General features: G+C 47.4%; 10 protein-coding genes. All 10 read right to left on the bottom strand.

Annotation, left to right across the window (positions count from 1 at the left end; translation table 11 throughout):
• Positions 1-2 precede the first annotated feature (2 nt).
• Positions 3-1,010, bottom strand: coding sequence for a family 43 glycosylhydrolase (locus DW039_RS04390; protein ID WP_117703766.1), 1,008 nt, complete (start codon positions 1,008-1,010; stop codon positions 3-5).
• Positions 1,011-1,037: 27 nt separating this feature from the next.
• Positions 1,038-2,006 carry a glycoside hydrolase family 43 protein gene (locus DW039_RS04385; RefSeq protein ID WP_165853100.1) on the bottom strand — a complete coding sequence of 323 codons (969 nt, stop codon included), beginning with the start codon at positions 2,004-2,006 and terminating at the stop codon, positions 1,038-1,040.
• A gap of 3 nt (positions 2,007-2,009) precedes the next feature.
• A complete protein-coding gene (locus tag DW039_RS04380) occupies positions 2,010-2,978 on the bottom strand; it encodes a glycoside hydrolase family 43 protein (protein WP_117703746.1) in 969 nt (322 codons plus the stop codon).
• A gap of 244 nt (positions 2,979-3,222) precedes the next feature.
• Complete coding sequence (locus tag DW039_RS04375) at positions 3,223-5,865, bottom strand: family 43 glycosylhydrolase (RefSeq protein ID WP_117703747.1); 2,643 nt, start codon at positions 5,863-5,865, stop codon at positions 3,223-3,225.
• A gap of 84 nt (positions 5,866-5,949) precedes the next feature.
• Entirely contained in the window at positions 5,950-7,527 is a 1,578-nt protein-coding gene (locus tag DW039_RS04370; protein ID WP_035447546.1) for a RagB/SusD family nutrient uptake outer membrane protein, read from the bottom strand.
• 22 nt (positions 7,528-7,549) lie between these two features.
• On the bottom strand, positions 7,550-10,600 hold the full coding sequence (locus tag DW039_RS04365; RefSeq protein WP_035447543.1) for a TonB-dependent receptor: 3,051 nt from the start codon (positions 10,598-10,600) through the stop codon (positions 7,550-7,552).
• A gap of 301 nt (positions 10,601-10,901) precedes the next feature.
• Positions 10,902-14,855, bottom strand: a complete 3,954-nt coding sequence (locus DW039_RS04360; RefSeq protein WP_117703748.1) for a hybrid sensor histidine kinase/response regulator transcription factor — start codon at positions 14,853-14,855, stop codon at positions 10,902-10,904.
• A 105-nt stretch (positions 14,856-14,960) separates the two neighbouring features.
• On the bottom strand, positions 14,961-16,778 hold the full coding sequence (locus DW039_RS04355) for a glycoside hydrolase family 2 protein (RefSeq protein WP_005826156.1): 1,818 nt from the start codon (positions 16,776-16,778) through the stop codon (positions 14,961-14,963).
• 331 nt (positions 16,779-17,109) lie between these two features.
• Entirely contained in the window at positions 17,110-18,600 is a 1,491-nt protein-coding gene (locus tag DW039_RS04350; protein ID WP_005833916.1) for a RagB/SusD family nutrient uptake outer membrane protein, read from the bottom strand.
• A 19-nt stretch (positions 18,601-18,619) separates the two neighbouring features.
• The gene (locus DW039_RS04345; RefSeq protein WP_057281851.1) at positions 18,620-21,781 is read right to left on the bottom strand and encodes a TonB-dependent receptor; all 3,162 of its coding nucleotides are present in this window, start codon (positions 21,779-21,781) and stop codon (positions 18,620-18,622) included.
• Between the last annotated feature and the right edge of the window lie 252 nt (positions 21,782-22,033).

The raw sequence follows: 22,033 nt of genomic DNA, 5'->3' as shown, positions 1-22,033 counted from the left end.
CGTCAGAATTTCGGTTTCTCCGCTTCCGTGGATGCAACGGAGCCTTCTACCGTCGGCCATCCGTCTTCCCAGCTAATCTTATCCAACATCAATACACGGCCTTCAGGCTTCTTTGTGCTCACCGCATGATAGAAGAACCAGTCATTGCCGGCATTGTCCGTCACAATCTCCGAATTATGACCGGTACCCACAAAGGAATTGCTTTTCTGAATCAGCACTTCGTGCTTGTTATCCATCATGCTACCGCCATTCTTGTTGACATAGGGGCCGAAAAGATTATCTGAACGGCCTACAATAGTAGTGTAAGTACTCTTCAATCCCTCACAACAACTTCCTATGGAAGCGAAGAAGTAGTAATGCCCGTCCTTCTTGTGAATATAGGTACCTTCGTAAGCGGTTCCTGCCACTTGCTGCAGTGTGGCGCCGTCCTTCAGAGAGAGTCCGTCATCAGACAGTTCAATCGCATAGATTCCTCGAAAACTGCCCCAGAAAAGATATTTCTTCCCTCCATCCTCTATATAGAAAGGGTCGATGGAGTTCTGTACATTGATTTCATTGCTGCGGAACATCTTTCCGTGGTCCGTAAAAGGTCCCTCAGGCTTATCGGCAGTAGCACAACCGATGCCGCAAGTTAACTCGCCTCCCCAAACAGACATAGAATAATAGAGCACGTATTTATCACCTATCTTGTTGATGTCCGGCGCCCACAAACCGCCGTTCGGCTCAAAATCAGGCCGCGTACGGTCCGTAAAGGCAGTACCTACATACTCCCAATCCACCAGGTTCTTGGAACGGTGAATCGGCAGATTGCGTATGTCCTCGGTGGCATACAAATAGTAGTATCCATCATCTCCCTCAATGACAGAAGGGTCTGGCAAACTATAATCTATCACCGGATTGCGATAGACATTCTTCGGCTGTTGTTCTTCCGGTTTATCCTCTTTTGTAGCCGATGACGAGGAACAGGCTATCAGACTGCATAACACTGATAATACAAGAAACTTCTTCATACAATGTATTCTTTTCATTCTTTCATTTTACTTTTCGGGTGATGTACTGCCCAATACCTGCGGACGGATAAGAGAGCCACCGATAGAAACCGTTCCCTGGTCGGAAATGGCAAAATCCTTGATGTACGAAGTGCGCGGCTGCACTTTCGTGGAATCCCAATGTGCATGAAAAATGTATTTCCAACTGCCGTCCTCGCAGCAGAAGGGCGCTCCATGACCGGTACCCATCAAGCCGTCGGCATGTTGCAGAATCGGATTTCCCTCGTATTTCTTCCACGGTCCCATCGGGCTGTTCGAAGTCGCGTAACCCACTCCGTAGTTCTTGCTTTCAAAGTGATTGGCCGAATAAACCAGGTAATAAACGTCCTCTCTCTTCAAGATGGAAGGCCCCTCGGCTACTTTGGCGGGCTTGTCCTGCGAGAGTTCCCAAGGCTCCCCTACTTTGATGCACTCCGTCAGTGTCTCCTGCTTGATGCCGGTCAGGTCATCGTTCATCTCTGCCACCCAGATGACATTGCCATCCGTGAAACGCACGAAATAAAGGTAAGGCGTGCCGTCATCGTCGATGAAGAGAGAGGTATCGATGCTCTTCTCATCCCATATCGGCTGCTTCACCTCCTGACGGAACGGTCCCTGAGGTGCATCTGCCGTTGCCACGCAGATATGCTCTTCGGTGGAGTAGAACAGATAAAACTTCTTCTTCGACTCGATGTAGTAGACTTCCGGCGCCCAGAATCCCCACGTGCCGTAGGAGTCGGCAGCCGACAATGCCTGGCCTTCACGCGTCCAGTTTCTCAAATCATCGGAAGAGAAGCAGGCAAAGCCCTCTCCTTCTACCGTACCTCCGGTGCCGTAAGCATAATACTTGCCTTCGTAAAGCATTACGTAAGGGTCGGCAATCGGCAGATAGTCTGATTCTACAACCGTCTTCTCCTTGCATCCTGCAAAGCAAAGACAAAGCAACAACAGCCATATACAATTCTTCTTCATATCCATCTCTTATTTCACTACTTTGGGGGTCATATAGTCCTTGCTGATTCTCATGCGGTCCACACCATCCACTTTCTCGAAAGAAACGTCAGTGATATACATGGCGCGTGGATGGATATTGCTCTTGTCCTTATGAGCATGGAAAACAAGACGAAGCTTGCCAGCCTTGTCTGTGAAAGTGGCACTGTGTCCCACTCCGACCAGTTCTCCGGGTTTCTGTAACAAAGGATTCTCTTCATATTTGGTCCAGGTACCCATCAAATCGGTAGCCGTGGCGCAACCTATGCCGTAGAAAGGACTTTCATAGCTATTGGCAGAATAGGTCATGTAATAGAGTCCGTTGTGCTTGATGACAAACGGGCCTTCATTCACACGGGGCCATACTTCCTCCCATGCCTGAGAGACATGGATGCAAGGGTGCATGGTCTCCTTCTTGATAGTGACAAGGTCTTTCTCCAATTCGGCCACCCAGATGTTGAGCCCGTCGTTGAAACGGTCGAAGAACAGATAAGGCGTACCGTCATCATCAATGAACAGAGAGTTGTCAATGCATTTCTCATCGGCAATCTGGGGTTCCTTCTTGCTTTGGATGAACGGCCCCGCCGGTGAGTCGGCTGTTGCCACACAGATATGCTCGTCTGCCGAGTAATACATATAGAACTTCCCGTTCACTTCGTAGACCTCCGGAGCCCAGAACCAGCGGTCGGCCCAGACATCCTTCTTCTGGAGCGCCATGCCCTTATACTTCCAAGTCTGCAAATCATCGGAGGTATAGACTTCGATGCCGTCATCCGCATGGGTGCCATAGGCATAGTAAGTGCCATCGTGCAACATGATGAACGGGTCGCCCAAAAGCACCGGCGTTTCAACTCCTTCGACAACAATATCGTCCACATCCTTATAGTCTGAAGAGCAGGACTGGCAGGAAGCCAGCGTGGCCAACAGAAACAGATACATACATATAAAATTCTTTTTCATGATTCTTTCTTAAACAATTGTTATGATGATAAATATTTACTTTCAAGAAGATGTTCCGTTACACCCGTATATTGAACCCTATTCAGTCGTATACTGAATCCTATTCAATCGTATACTGAAATACATTCAGTCGTATACTGAATCACCCCAGTCCATCACACTGATTCACAAGGAAATACAAACACCAGCTTCTATATACATTTTTCATTACATATATACGGAACGGCACATCCCACGATTGCGTCTAATCGCGCCTCTGCCCTACATGATAATACAACGTACCACTATAAACCGGAGAGCCGCCCTCCGAACAGAATCCGATGCGGGATGCAGGGTAGCGTATATCCAAAGCTCCCAGCTCCCTGCCGTCGACAAACAGATACAGCTTGTCTGCACGACGCACGGCACGGAAATTATAGGATTCCTTCCACAATTCATGTACACCTATCTTATAGATATGGCGTTCCAAATCCTCCGCCTCCTTGTTGATGAAGCGGATGCCTTCTGCCTTTACCGGAGTAAAGGTACAATAATTATATGCAGGATGTTCTGCTATCCCCCTATCTTTGTTTTCTATCGGATGCCATTCGCCGCCATTCAGGTATTCTATGTCGAACTTGCCGAACATGTCATCCGCAAATTCGGATTTATTGCCTGCTTCGTGACGATTCAGGTAAAGTGTATCCAACCATGCAGGTGCGGCAAAACGATAACCTTTCTCAATGAAGTCGGTATACTTCACATCCGGATAGAGCGTTTGCAGGCATCCCAACGGGAATTCCTTCTTCCAGGCAGTTTTCCCTTTCTTCACGGCTGTCACCTCAAGCATACGGGTGATGCCATCGAACTGAGCCTTCACATAGTTATCCTTATCCACATAAACCGGATAGCTTCCTGCCTTGTCTTGTCCGGACAAGCCGGACAACTGGAAGCTGAATTCATAATCGTTCAAGAAATCGCCCTTCAACAACTCCTCATTCCCCGAAAGCTGGAAATGCACATCATCGAAGCCGATGGTATAGGTAGCCCCTTCGAACAAGGCAGACTTTGTCTCGTCAAATACTCCGGGAACACCCGCTTCTTCCGCCGGAAGAGCCTCTGCAAAGACATGTTTTCCCGGTGCGGGAATTTCATCCAGCCAAATCTTCAGGCAGCCGTCGTTGCGCTCGATGCGCAGATGGTGGTAAACGCCCCAGCGGAAATCTTCCGGCAGGGCATAGGATTCCTTGTTTTCCTTACCGTCTACAAGCCTGCGCAAATACCAACTCCGGTTCTTGGCATCCAGACCTACGTAGGCACAGTTATCAGCATCCTTCCACCAGGCAATGACACCGGCTTCGCCCTCGGTCTTGACTCCCGTCTCGAACAAATAGGCCACAGACGGCTGTACTTGTTGCAACACACCGAACGAAGCTGTCTCGCCTTTACCCGCAAAGGTAGGCATCGAAGGTTCGGGATGATAACCTGCCGTGCGGGGGCCGGTGATACCATCCACAAACAACGTCTTGTCGAAGAACTGGACGCGGTTGATATATTGTCCCCGATGCTCATTGTTCTTGTTTGCCATATAAATCAGCCACCATTCAAATCCGTTGGGGCCTCTCAGGATATTGGGCTGGCCGGGAGTCATCAGAATATCGTCGGCAATGCCGTCTTTCATATCGAACAGAGAAACGTCGAAGAATTGCGAACGTCCCTTGTTTGTTTCTACGGCAAGCAGATTCGTGCCTTCCTTCAAAGCAGCACGCAGCTTCTTGTCCAGGTTTACGATGCAATAATCACGCCCCTGCTTCTCGTAGACAATTGTTCCGTTCAGATAAATCCGGGTATCTCCGTCGTGAGCGACACGCAGTGCCAGATTGCCGGTTTCGCTACCGGCAGAGAAAGTCTTTCGCAACCATAGGGAGGGCGTATTCCACCAAGTACCCAGATGCCGGGTTGTAGAACCTTTCACTTCACGGGACGAAAAGCCGGTCTCCCCCTTCGCCCAGCCGGAGTCATCGTAGGTCACTTTTGTCCAGTCGCCCTCCGGCTTGCTCTCCGTATAAGCAAACAACGGCTCATACGTGCGGCCATACCGCAATAAATCCACTTGCTTCTCCTCCAGTTGTGTCTGATTGCAGCCTACAACCGGATAGCTATATTTATTACCATTTTGAAAACCTAAAGGAGAGTCTGCCTCAGCAACTCCCAACTGATAATTGCCCCACTCTGTAGAGGTGTGGTTGGCATTATACATCATATAGTAGCGGTCTCTATACTTCATGACCCACGGTCCCTCCGCCACTCTGTTATCCATCGTTTCCCATGTGTCCGGCAATGAGGCGAACTGGCACACCGGTTCGCCGGCAAATTCTGCCGGGTTCTTCATTTTACGTCCCCAGATGGTATTCCCATCGGTAAAGCGTACCATATACATGTATAGTTGCCCGTCATCATCTCTGAAAACTTTGGGGTCGATACGGTTATCCATCCATGTCTTCTTGTTCGGCTCTGTGTAAGCGCCCAGGGCATCTTTGCTCTGCGCATGTACAATGTGAACGGCATGCTTGTCCTTTCCCCAATAATTGACTGACCAGTACAAATGAAAATCTCCATTCAGATAGAACATGTCATTGGCATGAATCTGGTCATCTCCGGCTCCGCTGCCTCTGGTCCAGTCATTGTCCATGGATACGACATGGATAGGTTTCCCCAAATGAACCAGGTCATCGGATACATAGAAATCCCCGTTTGTACGGACCCCGCCAATATAATATTTGCCATTATATTTCATTACGCCGGCATCCGCCACTCCCGGAAGTACCGGATTCTGGATGTTCTGCGCAAACAAGCTGCCGCAGCAAGCAAAAGCGAATGGTAATAGTAGTTTTTTACAGACAAGCATATGGTATAAGATTTAAGAAAGAAAAGGCTATGCCGGAAGCATCCTGAATGAGAACAGGCTTCCAGGCATAGCCTTCTTTAGTTATTAATAGTTAGGATTCTGAGTAAGATGTGCAACACCACCTACCGTGCTGTTCATCACTTCATCTCTCGGAATGGGCAAACGTCTGTGCTTACCGACGATGAAGTTATTGAAGTCCTTGTCACGGGCTTTCAGCTCATCAATTCCAGCCTGAGAATCAAGTAATCCCCAACGCTTCAAGTCAGCCCAACGCCAACCTTCGAAACAGAGTTCCAAAGTACGTTCCATCTGCAGGCGCTTGATAAAGGCATCTTTAGAACTCAGGCAGTCTTTCCACTGACTGTCTTTCAACTTGGCCAGACCGGCACGTTCTCTTACCTTATCCACATAAACAGCAGCATCGGCAGGATTAGTACCCGTTTCAACAAGACATTCTGCGTAGTTCATCAAGATATCTGCATAACGCATGATACGATAGTTGTTACGGGCAAAGTAATCTTCTGCATCACGATAGTAAGCAGTATTGTATTTACGTATGTAGCAGTCTTCCGGGTCAGTTCCCCAACCGTCATTCCAATCGGCATTTTCAAATCCATAATATTTCTTCGGTTGATCGGGGAAGTCTTGTGAGAATCCACGGTACAGAATACTACCATACAAACGCAAGTCATTCTTTCCGTCAATACGTTTCTCTTTCAAGAACTCATCTACCAACCAGCGACGTGCCTTACCATCTCCCCAACCTATACCACTCGGAGCATAGAACTGAGTACGCTGGAAACCGAATGCCATACTGGCATCATTACCCGTACCACCCTTGTTTTGGTCATCGAACTGAATTTCAAAGATACCTTCCTTGTTGTTCTCATCCAAGTCAGTGAAATTATCTTCACGATTGGCGATAAGATCGTACAAAGAGCCCTCTTTATCAATCAGCCATTGCAATTGTTCCTTCGCCTTGTCATACTTATGTTGTTGCATATAGGCCTTGCCCAACAATGCTTTGGCAGCGCCTTTGGTGGCACGTCCCAAATTGGCAGCATCCCAAGATTCAGGAAGATAATCCATAGCAAACAGCAAGTCTTTCTCCACTTGATCCCATATTTCCTGCTCGGAAGCGTCTTCCGGAATATAATTGGCATCTTTAGGTTCCAAAGGCATCGTTCCTTTGTCCCACAACAGATTTACCTGAAAATACCACATTGCACGTAAGAAAGAAGCTTGTGCCAATACCTGGTTCTTTGTAGTCTCGTCCATTTCAATATTAGGCACATGACTCAACACTTGGTTGCAACGGAAAATACCTACGTAGAAATGTTCCCAATGTATATTGTTGCCTTCGTAAAAATTATAATTGTTGTAAAGAAAACGTGTCCAGTCACCCAATTCAATCCAAGGAGAAGAACTCCATCCCTCGTCCGAGGTCAAATCGTAGCGAAAAGAGAGCCAACGCATCCAAGTACCTTCCTTATAAAGAAAACTGTAGCAGGCATTTACACCAGCTGTAGCATCTTCCGGCTTATTCCAATAAGTATCGTTGGTCACTTCATTGGGATTATCAATATCCAATAAACTAGAACTGCATCCAGTGCACAATGTCAAGGCACCTGCGAGCATTAATCCATTATATATCTTTTTCATAATTTACAAACTGATTTATAAGTTAAAAGGTCAAATCCAATCCAAACATCACCGAACGGGTATTGGGATAAGCAAAGCTGTCCGTACCACTGTTCCAAACGGAATTCGCACCCTTGAAGTCAGGATCCAGACCGGAATATCCGGTAATAGTAATCAAGTTGCTACCGGTAGCAAACAGACGGAGTTTCTCAACGCCCAAGTTGGTCAGCCACTTCTGCTTGAAATTATAACCGATAGAGATATTCTTCATACGGAAGTAAGAACCATTCTCCAGGAAACGGTCGGCATCACGCGAGTTGCGGAAGTCACCGTAAATGATACGTGGGGTATTGGAGTTAGGATTCACCTGATAAGGCTCTTCGCCCTTCTCAAAGCGGATATAGTTGGAGTTGTCTGCAAACAGACGTCCTTGCCAACGGGATACGTTGTATATCTTATTGCCAAATTGACCGTTCCACATCATACTGAAATCGAAGTTCTTCCACTCTGCATTCAATACCAACGACATTTGCATCTTGGCCCATGGACTACCACAATAATCACGGTCAATATCAGTAATTTGACCGTCATCATTTAAATCAAGATACTTAACGTCTCCCAATTGCGGACGTTTCCCTTCAATCATGATCGGTGTACCGGCAGGTACTTTATCTTCATTAGGTCCCGGTACATGGTTACCTTTCGTCACATAATTGTCTATTTCCTCTTGTGTCCGGAAGATGCCGTCTGTTTTTCTCAGATAGAATTCGGCCAACGACCTTCCCGGCTCTGTTCTGGCTTGACCGGAATCAATAAAGTTTCTTTCCGACCCATCCCGTCCCAAGCTCAGAACTTCGTTATCCATCGTAGTCACATTCAGTAAAGCGCTGTACTTAAAGCCTGAAATCTGGTCTTTCCAACCAAATGTAAACTCGAAGCCCTTGTTGCGCAAGCTGGCAGCATTTTTCCACGGAGAGCCTCCTTGATTACCGGTAGAAATGGCAATCGGAGTCTCAGCCAATACGTCACTGGTTTTTGAATTATAATATTCCGCACTGACAGTCAGGCGTTGGTTCAGGAAACTGGCATCAAAACCTACATTCACCGTTTCTTTTGTTTCCCAAACAAGACCTGCATTCACCAGTTTCACCTGAGTAGAACCCGGAACAATAGCACCACCGAATACAGTTACAATACTCTGGTTGATAGTTCCGATATAATCCCAATCACCAATGGAAGAATTACCAAGACGACCCCAGTTACCTCTAATTTTCAAGTCATTAATCCAAGGCACATCAAAGAATTCCTCCTTTGAAATTCTCCAGGCACCGGAGAATGAGGGGAAATTGCCCCAGCGGTTTTCCTTAGCCAAGCGAGAAGTACCGTCACGACGGAAAGTGGCAGTCAGATAGTATTTATCATCATAAACGTAGTTTGCACGTCCCAAATAAGAAATCATCGCATTCTCGCTGATGCTGTTTGAATTCTGCTGATTGCTCTGTCCTGCATTCAAAACTGTAAAGTAATCGCCGTTACCCGTCATCGGAAAGTTCAGACGGGAAGCCCACAAACCTTCCCACTCATGGTGCTGGTAAGTAGTACCGACCACGGCATCCACATGATGCTTACCAAAATCCTTATTGAAGTTCAACGTGTGCTCAATCAACATGTTGTAGGTGTTGTCACGTGCCTTCTGGCTTTCCGGATCACGGTGTTCCTGATTCTGAGTCCAGTTACCTTCTCCACGGAACCATGAATTCTCATAAAAGTAAAGGTCAATACCACCATTGAATTTATAGGAAAGGAATTCGAATGGCTTGAATTCCAACCATAAAGAACCATTCAAACGATTCTGGCGGAAATGACGGTATTCCAAATCTTCACGGGCAATCGGGTTCACACCAAAAGTATTGTATTTGGCAGCATCACCATAGCCATATCCACCCGGATTATTCTCATCATAGATAGGAATAGTAGGCATCATACGCAAAAAGTCATTGTAGGTATTGGTCTGGTTCGGGTCTGTGTTTGTGAGTGAATAAGCCAAGTTTTCACCAAAAGAGAACCAGCCCTTTTTACCTTGTGTATTGACACGGAAGCTATAACGGTCGAAAGTATTTCCATAAGAAACGCCGTCATTGTTATAGTAGCCGGCTGATACAAAATAACTACCGGAGTCACCGCCACCGGAGAGTGATACGTTGTAGTCCTGCACCAATGCGGTCTTCAACACTTCATCCTGCCAGTTGGTATCATACTGTGAGTGTTTCTGAGTGCTGTTTACAGTAGCAATGCCATCTTTGATAGCTTCATTATAGGCAATATCATTATACTTGATATATTCTGCCGCATTCATCAAATCAAATTTCGGGCTCCATTCCAATGTTTCCTTTACGCTTACATTCACCTTCATGGGACCTTTCGTACCCTTCTTGGTAGTAACGATAATCACACCATTGGCAGCACGCGAACCGTAGATGGCAGCAGCAGAAGCGTCCTTCAGAATCTGGATGGATTCTGCATCTGCAGGGTTGAAGTCAACTCCCGGATCTGTAATCATACCATCAATTACCCACAACGGAGAGTTATTACTCAAAGAACCGACACCGCGAATTTCAATAGAGGCATCTTCGCCCGCCCTACCGCTACTGCGTACGTTAATACCGGTTGCCAAACCCTGCATCTGGCTGACCAGTGTTCCTGCAGCGCTTTTCTTCATTTCCTTGGTATCAACAACGGCAACCGCTCCAGTCAAGTCGGACTTCTTCACGGTCTGATAACCGATGACAACCACTTCTTCCAGTGCTTTCGAATCATCTTTCATCACCACGCGCAAGGCAGTTCCCTTATAGACAACTTCCTGCGTAAGCATACCGATATAAGAGAAAACGAGTGTACTTCCTTTTTTTCCACTCACTGAGAAATTACCGTCAATATCGGTAATGGCACCCGTGGTAGTACCCTTCACCAATACATTCACGCCCACCAAAGGCTCACTATTTGCATCCGTCACCGTTCCCGTTATGGTCACATCTTGTGAATAAGCGGTAGCTGCAAACACAACAAAGAATAAGAATAAGATTTTCTTGATCATTTTTTATAGAATTAGATTTTAAAACTATGCGGAAACTAACGCCCGCTTTTTAAATACACCGCAGAAAGTGATTAGTCACTTCTGCCAATCATAGAACATTGATTAGGATTTGTTACGTCATAGGCATAGGGGTCATAGTATTATAAATTGTTGGCTTTCGGATGCAAATATATCCGCATAAAGCTAAAATTAATGCAAATATCGCTTCAATCTATGCAATTATAAATCCAATCAAATGCCCCTGAGAGACACCTCAGGGGCATTTGATTGGATTGTTATATTTAGCAAGCATTCCATGCTATCATTTCACGAAGTCTTTGGGCAGAATACCAAATTGTTTTTGGAAGCACTTGGTAAAATAGGAAGGAGTATTGAAGCCGGTCATGTAGCAAACCTCATTGATTTTGCACTCTCCTTCCTTTAAAAGCTGCGCCGCTTTCTTCAACCGCTCCAGGCGGATGTAGTCATTCGGGGTCATATCCAATATGCCCTTTATCTTCCGGTTCAGGCTCGAACGGCTCATGTTCAGCAGGCTTGCCATATCATCCAGACAGAAATCCGGATTCTGCATATTGGCAACTACCACTTCCTTCAATGTCTTAAGGAAAGATTCATCTGCCTTTGTCATTGCCATACTGCCCGTCTGCACAAAAGGAGAATTGACGAAAGAAGCCCGTAGCTTCTCACGGTTGTTCAGCAGATTGGCTACACACACTTTCAGATATTCCACAGAGAAAGGCTTTTCTATATATACGTCAGCCCCCAGCTTCATTCCCTCTATCTTGGCTTGAAGGGTCGTCTTCGCCGTAAGCAGGATAATCGGTATATGGCTATAGTCAAGCTCGGACTTCAGATGCTCGCACAGCTCCAATCCATTCATCTCGGGCATCATAATGTCTGAAATGACAAGATTTACAGTATGTTCCTTCAACACCTTCAAAGCTTCCACCCCATTCACGGCAGTCAGCACACGATATTCCGAAGAGAGCTGTTTCACAACAAATGCCTGCATTTCCAGACTGTCTTCCACCACCAAAAGAGTATACCGGTGCTGTTCCAAGGCAGTACCTGCACCACTTTCCTCAGAGGATTCCCCGCCCGTTACCGGTTCTTTATGCTCCATAGCCACCGTCTGCTCGTGCTTCAGCGGAAGTGACAGCAGGAAACAGTTGTTCTCCATCGAATCTTCCATGCACAACGTACCCTCATGGAGTTCGGCCAATGAACGGGCAAGTGCAAGCCCGATACCGGTGCCGGGTACAGAGCGCAAGGTACCGGTTTTATACTGGATGAACGGCTTGAAAATCTCCTCGCGCATCTCTACCGGAATGACAAGGCCGTCATTGCATACAGAAAGCAGCAGTCTTTCACCTTCCGAATATAGCCTGATGCGTATATAGGTCTCCGAATACTTTATCGCATTGGTCAGCAGATTGCTGATAATCTTGGTAAGCCCTTCCCTATCAACCGAAGCATACAAGCTTTCGGGAGTCTCTATACTCAATGCCAGCCCCCTTTCACGTGCCAAAGGCTTGAAACGCTTATACGTCTTCTGCAAGAGCTCAGACACGTCACATTCCACAAAATTCAATTGGAAGCCTTGTGTCTCCGTCTTCCGGAAGTCCAGCAACTGGTTCACCAAATCAAGCAGTCGGTTGGTGTTCAGTTCCATGGTCTCCAAATCATCCCTGATGTCATCCGAAACAGAACGGGAAGCCAATACATTCTCGAGCGGACTCTTTATCAGTGTAAGCGGTGTACGTATCTCATGCGCCACATTCGTGAAGAAGTCTATCTTCGCAGTATACAACTCCCGTTCCTTTTCCCGCTCAAACTTGTCCATAGCCTGCTGATGCTTCTGCCGGGTCCGTTTTCTGAAATAGATAATTACAGCAGCCAGTGAACATAACGCCAATACCGTATAAACAGCATACGCCCAAGTGGAGAGATAGAAAGGAGGATGAATATGGATGTCGAGCACACGTTCCGTCGCGTTCCACTTGCCATCGCTGTTGGAACCTTTTATACGCAATGTATAGCTTCCATAAGGAAGGTTTGAATAGTTGATGATGGAATTCCGCCCTACCGTATACCAGTCGCGGTCAAAGCCTTCCAGCTTACATTCAAGACCATTCATTTCGGGTGCCTGGTAACTCAGGGCTGCAACCTGAAAAGAGAAAGAATTCTGGTCGGCATCCAGCTCTATCTCATCCGCATAGGTGATGCTCTTCTCCAAAGGAGAATCCGGACTATCCACCGAAAGCCGTTTGTTGAACAGATAAAAATCTGTAATCACTACGGGAGGGAGAAAAGTGTTCTCCACAAAAGTTTCCGGGTCAAAGGCTATGAATCCGTTGATACTTCCCAAATAGATGCGTCCCTTCTTGTCAATGTAACCGGACTGGAAATTAAATTGGTTGCTCAGCAGCCCGTTTGCCGTGGTATAGACATGTTTGCTCTCCGTATCGGGATTGAAGCAGACCAGACCATAATTGGAAGTAATCCATAAGTTACCCCGCTTATCCTCGACCATCTTGTAGATAGTGTTGCTCGGAAATCCTTTCGACATGTCATAACGGGTAAAATTGTCCGTTTCCGGATTGTAGCGGCAAAAGCCCTCACCCAGCGTCATGAACCACAGACGCTTCCTGCTGTCTTCGTAGATACTGATTACCTTATTGTAGGGAAGAGAGGTCGAATCATTCTCATTAGACAGATAATTCCTCCACTGCTGGCTTCTTACATTGTAGCAGAACACTCCATTGGAGAAAGTAGCAAACCACAGATTTCCGTTGAAGTCCTCCAGAATGTTATAAGTAAACATATTCTTCAGCTGAGGAATCCGGGTAAAGTCATCTGTGGAGCGATTGTACTTCAACAGACCGGACGTGGTGCCTATCCACACGTCTCCCGTAGTGGTCCTGCAAATGGTAAAGGCGTCATTGGCGACCATGGAATTCTCACTCTCACCCTTGGCATAATGTTTCACCTGCCTGGTCCGAAGATTCACCCGATTCAGACCACCGGAAAACGTACCTACCCACAAATCATCCCCATCCAGACAAAGGCCATGAACATTCTGATAAATGGCCGAATGCTCAAAAGGCTCTATCTTTCCGTTTTCCGGATTGTAATTGAACAAGCCTTTGTCTTCGGTACCTATCCACAAGGTGCCATCATTACTTTCACAGATTTCCCGTACACGACGGCCGAAATGCCTGAGATTGTCTCTCGGATAGAACTTCTCGAAGTAAGTCCACTGATAAGGACAATAGTTCACTCCACCGAAATAAGACCCTATCCACATGCCGTTCTCCTTGTCGCAGCAGAGCGAATAAATGGCATTGTCCGACAATGCATACGAATCATCCTGGTCGGGAACGGTCAAATGGGTAATCTTGTCATTCGTCAGATTGTAAATATACAAGCCGGACTCTGCGCCCACCCACAGCTCGTTGTCAGATTTGAACTGCAAAGCCCTCACATAGGTGTTCAGCAGCTTCCGCGTCTTGCCGGTAGTCTGGTTTATCTCTGTCAACCCGTTCAGCGAAGCGATATACACACAATTATGGGGTCCGCTGACCTGCCAGTTGATAATATCATTCTTGAAAATCTCATTTCCTTCCGCGTCCTTGAAAGGCTGCAGAGGAGTTTCAAAGTCAGCTTTCGTATAGTAAAGATTATCCGCATACAAGGCCAGCCAACACGTATTCCCATTCAGCCAAAAGCGGGTTACATTGGGCAGTCCCGAATCGTGCAGATGGTTCAGCAGCCTCCCTTCATCCGGTTTATAGCAGAACAACCCCTGGTTTTCTACCGATATCCAGATATTATCGTCCTCGTCACTTCCAATCATGGTGACGAAATCCCTGATGATACTGCCGTTATCACTGGCCTCATCGAAAGCGGTAAAGGAATCCAGTACCGGGTCGTAAATAAAGACTCCCCCATCGGTACCAATCCAGATATTGCCCCGGCGGTCCTCGTAGAGCGCGGTTATGAAATTCTTGCCTAAACCGGAGTTCTCTTTCTTGTAAATACGGAAAGACAATCCGTCATACCGGTTCAGACCGTCCTTGGTTCCGAACCACATAAAGCCTTTCCTATCCTGCAAAATCTGATACACGGTGTTCTGCGAAAGACCGTTCCGGATATCCATCGTTCTGAAATAGTAATGAACAGCATCCTGCGCACAGACCGGCAACGCCGCTCCCATGCACAGGCCAAGTAAAAGCTTTATAATCAACTGTCTCATAACAACACTTTTAATGTACAATTTACCATTTACAAAGTACAATTTAACTATGCAGATGACAGCGCAGCCAAATTGTACTTTGTAAATGGTAAATTGTAAATGCCCCTATTTCTTAAGTGAATTGCAGATACGTGTATTTATCTCTTTCACGCGTTTCTCATCCAGCTTTATCACCTTGCGGTCGTAAGTCATCAGACCGTTCACTTCCACCTCCACATCCGTGGTCTGTGTATAGACGGCTGCCGAGAAACCTCTTTTTATCATCTGATACAGCATATCGGCATATTTCACGTACTCATCAGTCACTTCTTTGGAAGAGTTGAACTGAACATATCCCCAATTGCGGTTCGGTTCCCAGATATGGTCTTTCAAGACAAGGCCGATGCCGCCATACTCACCCAAAACCGTGGCACGCTGTGCATCATACAGATACATTTCCGGTTGGGGATAGTTGTGGAGGTCGAGCATGTCACCGCAAGTATAATGGTTACCGCCACTTGCCGGATTCACCAGGCGGGTCGGGTCATACTGTTTCGTCCATTCGGCTATCTCTACCGTCTTGAACTGCCCCCAGGCTTCGTTGAACGGTACCCATGTACCGATACACGGATAAGAGTAGAGACAATCCATTATTTCCTTCCATTCCTTGTGATAATAGGCTTCGGATTCGGCGGAGCGTTTCAGTTCTGTTCCGTCGAAATAGCGGCGGTTCTGCCATTCCGGATTACGGTCACCACTCGGCATATCCTGCCATACGATGATACCCAAACGGTCACAATGTGTGTACCAACGTGCCGGTTCCACCTTGATATGCTTGCGAATCATATTGAAACCGAAATCTTTCGTCTTCTGTACATCATACAGCAAAGCCTCGTCTGTGGGAGCTGTATACAGTCCGTCGGGCCACCAACCCTGGTCCAGCGGTCCAAACTGGAACAAAGCCTCGTTATTTAGTTCCAGGCGTACGATGCCATCCGCGTCACGACGGGTGGAGTACTTACGCATGGCAGCATAGCTGTCCACCTTATCCACTACCTTGCCTCCGCTTTTCAGAGTCACTTTCAGCGTATAGAGGAAGGGGGAATCCGGACTCCACAACTTGGCATTCCGGGGCATGGACACCTCCACCGGCTCTGCATTGATACTTTTGCCGGTGGCTACCAGTTGATTGCCGTCATACACATTCACTTCCACAAAGTCGGAAGGACATGCACTATTCAATTCAGCCTTCACTGTCAACAGATTACGGTCAATATCGGGAGTGATACGGAGGTTCTTGATATGTTTTCCGGCAACCGGCTCCATCCATACCGTCTGCCAGATACCGCTTACGGGAGTGTACCAGATACCTTCCGGATTGCTGACCTGCTTTCCACGGGGTTGAGGTCCTTTATCCGTTGGGTCCCAAACTTTTACGACCAACTGATTATTGCCTTTGCCAGAAAGGGCGGCAGTAATATCGAAGGAGAACGGAGTAAATCCACCCGTATGGCTGCCTACTTTCACATCATTCACCCATACATCCGTTTTCCAGTCGACAGCACCAAAATGCAACAGCACTTGTTTTCCCTTCCAGGCAGAAGGAATTTCAAAACTGCGCTGGTAGACCAGTTCCTGGTTTTCATTGATTCTTTTTCCAACTCCGGACAAGGAGGATTCGATGGCAAAGGGAACAAGTATCTGCCCTTCGAACTCTGCCGGAAGATGCTCACCTTTATTTATAACGGCATAATTCCACAGTCCGTTCAAGTTCTTCCAGTCACTCCGTTCCATGATGGGACGAGGATATTCGGGCAACACATTCGCGGGATTGATCTGGGATGCCCAGTCCGTTTTGATTTTATCACCTGCCGGCTTCCATTGCGCCGAACTTCCGATTGCAAACAACGTCAAGAATGACGATATGAGGAAAAATCTTCTCATAGTATTATAACTTTTTATTGGTTTCTACGAAAGCAAAGATAAGCCGATTCAGAAAAAAAGAATAGAAATTTCGAACCAATAAATAGTATTTTTGTGGAATATCAAGGTATTACCGTCTCATTTTATCAAAGAAATTCATCAAAGGCACCTTTTTCCGCTTTTCTTGCCACGCCTATGACAAGGTTTTGCCTTCCCATTGGCAAGACTTTGCCACCGCGTTGGCAAAACTTTGCCATAGGCGTGGCAAAAGTTTGCCAAGGCAGTGACAACTTGTTGGCAAAATACCTCCCTGATATACAAGGAGTAGCAAACAATAGACAGCAGGGAACGACTAATATCCCGGATTCTGCTGGTTCTCCAATGCCGGATTGGCATTTATCTCATCCTGCGAAATAGGAAGCACAATCTTCTCGAAAGTACGGTCGATTGTTTTTCCACGGTGACTCACCGGAATATCTTGAAAATCGTCGTTGAATTCGATGGTTCTGCCCATACGCATCATGTCGAAGAAGCGTTGTCCTTCACCAAAAAGCTCCTTGCTGCGCTCGTCCAGAATCATATCATCGGTAATGGTAGCGGCAGTGGCCGGTGCCAGTCCGGGAGAACGCCTGCGGATTTCATTCAGGTAACCGGCGGCGGCATCTGCGCCTGCTTCCTGCTTCGTGGAGTGCAAGGCTGCTTCGGCGGCAATCAGATATATCTCGGAAAGACGGATTATCTTGATATTGACGGCTGTATTGGTTGCCTTGCCGTCACCTGCCAGAGTGGTACTGCCCATATACTTGTAGCAGGCTCCCTTGCGTTCAATCTCATTGTCCACCCAGTATTCATCGTTGTCCATGATTCCCCAACGCACATCCGTCTCGTCTTCACCCAGACGGTTCAAGAAATAATCGCTGGCAAGATACCAGCCCATGGCATTCTTCAACTGTCCGTAGCGCATCAGGTAAAAGCCCAAAGAAGAAGTTCCCAGGTCTGATTCCTCAGTGGTGATGCCCAGCTCAAAGATGGACTCGGAACCAAACTGCTTGCTCCAGGAAGCCGTCCAATCGGCAGGCTCATACAGTTTGTACACACCGCTTTCTATAATCTCCCGGGCAGCGTTCAAAGCACCGTCATAATCTTCCATATAGAGTTTCACACGCGCTTGCAGGGCTATGTTGGTGTAATAGTCCGCATATCCGCTCTGCTTTGTCTTCTTCTTGGCAAGCAGGGCCGCCCCGTCCGACAAGTCCTGCAGAATCTGGCGATAGTTCTCCTCCACAGTAGCACGGGTGGGCTGGGCGTTCACCGTAAGCGGCTCGGTTACATTGGGAACTCCATAAGAGGTCTTGTTGTAATTGTAAGGAAGCCCGTAGAGACGGACCAAATCGAAATAGAACAGCGCCCTCAGAGTCAACGCCTGCCCTTTGGCTTCGGAAAAGTCTTCCATACTGCCCGATTCTTCCAGCTTCTCAATGTTGCTCAACAAGGTGTTGACCTGCAGAATGCAGTAATATCCACGGCTCCAGAAACCGGAATAAGTATTGCTGTTGGAAGTGTGGTTGAACGTATAGAATGCATCCAGTCCGCGTCCGGCAGCAAAAATCGTGAGGTCACCACCCTTGGCATCACCGTACATAAAAAGGTTTCTGCCGTAATAGGACGATGAGGTCATCGCACTCATCACACCGTTGATAACCACCTGCGCATCGGCTACCGTACCGACAGCACCTTCTGCATTTCCGGAGTTGGTGGGCTGCATATCCAGAAAATCGTCACACGAAGTGAATGTAAAGGCACCAAGTATCACAAGTGCCAATAAATGATATATCTTTTTCATTGTTAGTTCCTCCAGTTCATTAAAATTTCAATTCAACGCCAACGACAAACGTTTTTCCGATAGGGGTTTCCCAACCACGTGTGCCGTATTCGCTCACTTCGGGGTCTGCCTCCTTGTATTTGGCTATTGTCCAAAGGTTGCTGGCAGTGAAGAAAAGGCGGGCATTCTCGATGAAAGCCTTGCGGGTCATGGCTTTGGGCAGCGTATAGGCCAATGAGAGATTCTTCAAGCGCAGATAACTGGCATTGAACAAGTGGCGGCTGCTGTATTGTTGCGGGTCATCGAGGTCTACACCTTCGATACGGGGCTCTGTACCGTTCGTATGGTCTGGCGTCCAAAGGTTGTTGTAGTAGCTTTTAGCACGGATACGCTCCCAATAATAACCGTCGTCGGCCACATCCATGTAGGCTCCATCGTACAAGTCTCCTCCTATCTTATAGGTAAAGCCCAACGAAAGGGCTATGCCTTTGTAGGAGACCGAGGTATTGATGCCCCCATACACTTTGGGAACGGCATTGCCGATGATGGTGTAGTTGGCATTGTTATAGTCATAAGTAGCTCCGCGCCCGTTATACTCAAAATCTCCGGCCTTGCCATTCTTGGGGTCATTTACATAGTAGACGTTCTTGCCGTTGGTCTTGTCCACACCTGCCCATTCGTATCCATAGAAAGCCAGCGTGGACTGACCTTCCCGGTATACATATTGCGCACGGCTGTCGCTACTGGTGGGGTCGTACCAGATAATGTCCGCACCGCCATACAACTCTTTCACCTCAGAACGGAGGAAGGTTGCGTTGGCACCGGCACTCCATAACCATCCTTTACTATCAATGATGTCACCACTCAACTCCACCTCTACCCCATGGTTGTTGATGCATCCTACGTTCCGCAACGTAGAGGAAAATCCCGTAACCATCGAAATGGGAACATCCTGGAGCAGGTTCTTCGAATCACGGTTGAAGTATTCCACCGTACCGCGCAGACGCTGGCCGAAGAAGCCGAAGTCGATACCCACATTCGTGTTGTAGCTCGTCTCCCAAGACAGCTTGTCATTGGTAACGGTAGTGATTGTACCGCCCGGGTTACCCATGTACTTACTGGTATAGCTCATCAAGCTCATATAGCCGTAATTATCCGAAGGCAGCGTACCGTTAATACCATAAGAGGCACGTATACGCAGGTTGCTCAGGAAAGAATATTTGCTCATAAAACCCTCGCGCATGATGTTCCACGCTCCTGCCACTGACCAGAAGTTTCCCCAACGTTCCTGCTTGCTGAGCCGGGAAGAACCGTCGCGGCGGTAAGAACCGGAAATGAAGTAGCGTTCATCGTAATTATAATCCAACTTGGAGAGCACGGACACCATCGAGTTTCCCCAGGAATATCCGGCAGAAGTCTGCGTTCCGGCAGTAGAAACTGTATGAATGGTGCTGACCGCAAGATTGCTTCCTGTGGCACGCACATAGTCTGTCTTGTTCTTCTCCGCTTCGAAACCCACCATGGTGCCAACTGTGTGTTTGTCGAAGGTGCCGGTATAATTGGCGGTAGTGGAGGTAACCATCTTCTCGTATGTAGTACGGTATTCGTTGACATTCCCATTGTCTGCCGAGCCTTTATAGTGATTGGCACTGTAATAGATATGGTCTTTTACAGTAGTATTGTCGTAAGAGTAGATAGAACGAAGGTCCAGGCCCGGCATCAGATGCAGGGTGAGCGTCTCCGCAGCCATGATTTTGGTACTGGTAGAACCGTTCTCCCACTCTTTGTCATAATAAAGCCCATTGTAGGCGTAGCTACCGTAACGTTCGGTCCAGAGCTCGCCGGTCTTGTAATCAGTGGGCCAGTAGAGTCCCCACAGCAAGTTACGGGTCTGCATGAAGTAATTGCTGCCCGTGTTGCGTGTATCATTATAACCGCTTTTCTTGGTACGCGCCAGGCTGGCATTGGTGGTCAGTTCAAGGAATTTCCCCACCTTCTGGGTGAGGTTCAGGCGACCGGAAACACGGTCGAAGCTGTTCATCTTCAAACGTCCTTCGTCCTGGGTATAGGAAAGGGAAGTGTAATAGTTGGTATTCTGCGTAGCACCGCTGACGGACATATCGTAGGTCTGGTAAATGGCGGTACGGAAATATGCCTTGTCCCAATCGTAGTATTTGCCTCCACGCCCGGAGTTGTCGTACTCAAGGATATTGACGTTCTCGTAAGCTCCCGTACCATTTGTGGTAAATTGGTAGCCATGTTTGTTGAAACGGCTGTTCAACTGGCCTATGGCATAGGCTGCCGCCTTTTCGTCCGTTTCGCCCTTACCGCTTGTACGGGCATCGTGAAATACGGTGTAGAGCATATTCACATTCTCCTGTACGCTGGCCGTTTCATAGTTGTCCGTTGCCCAGCAGGGCGTGAAGCCCACTTCGGCTTTCAGCGTCACCACCGGCTTGCCAATCTGTCCTTTTTTGGTAGTAATCAGAATGACGCCGTTTGCCGCACGCGACCCATAAAGCGAGCTGGCCGCCGCATCTTTCAATACAGAAATAGATTCGATGTCTTCCGGGTTCAACGTATTCATGATGTTGTTGGTAGAATAGAGCTCACCGCTCATCTGCCCCGTATTGCCCGAAGAGACCGGAACACCGTCCACTACATACAACGGTTCATTCCCGGCATTCATAGAACCTATGCCACGGATGCGGATGGCCGGTGCGGAACCCGCCTGGCCGGAATTATTCGTCAGTTGCAAGCCCGCCACTTTACCGTTCAACGCGTTTTCAAAGCTGGTCGTCGGAATGTCTTTCAGCGCATCCGCTTTCACTAAAGAAGCCGAACCTGCATAGCTGCTCTTTTTGGCCGTGCCGTAAGCCACCACCATCACTTCATCCAGCAGTTCCGAATCCGATTTCAGCACCACCTTCATAGCAGGCTTTATGGCAGCTTCTACTTTCTGCATACCTACAAAAGAGACAATCACTGTCTTTGCCGTGCCCGGCACATTCAAGATTGTAAATTTACCTTCGATATCGGTCACGGCCCCCAGCGTTGTACCCTTCACCAATACCGATGCCCCAATAATCGGCTCATTGTTGTCCTCGGCAAATACTGTTCCCGAGACCGTAGACGTCTGAGCCATCACTCCCGCCCCCATAACCAGGCAGACAATGATTAACAAGAAGAATTTCTTTCTCATGCTTCTCTTCCTTAAAATTAGTCAATCAAAACACTTTTTAATATCCAAACGCTGCAAAGGTATGTATCTTTTTCAAAAAGAAAAGCAATAGTATTCAAAAAGCTTCATTTTGATTGTATTTTAAGCTAAACACAAGCAATATGTCTATAACCTAAGCATTCCAAGCAATAAGTATGATGCTGGATACGGAAATATAAGCAATGCCAAAGAAGATATATCCGGATTTTAAGATATGACACGTCCCGGCATACA

It is taken from the genome of Bacteroides sp. AF39-16AC, from assembly GCF_003602735.1.
GTDB lineage: Bacteria > Bacteroidota > Bacteroidia > Bacteroidales > Bacteroidaceae > Bacteroides > Bacteroides uniformis.
This window is presented reverse-complemented; position numbering and strand designations above follow the sequence as displayed.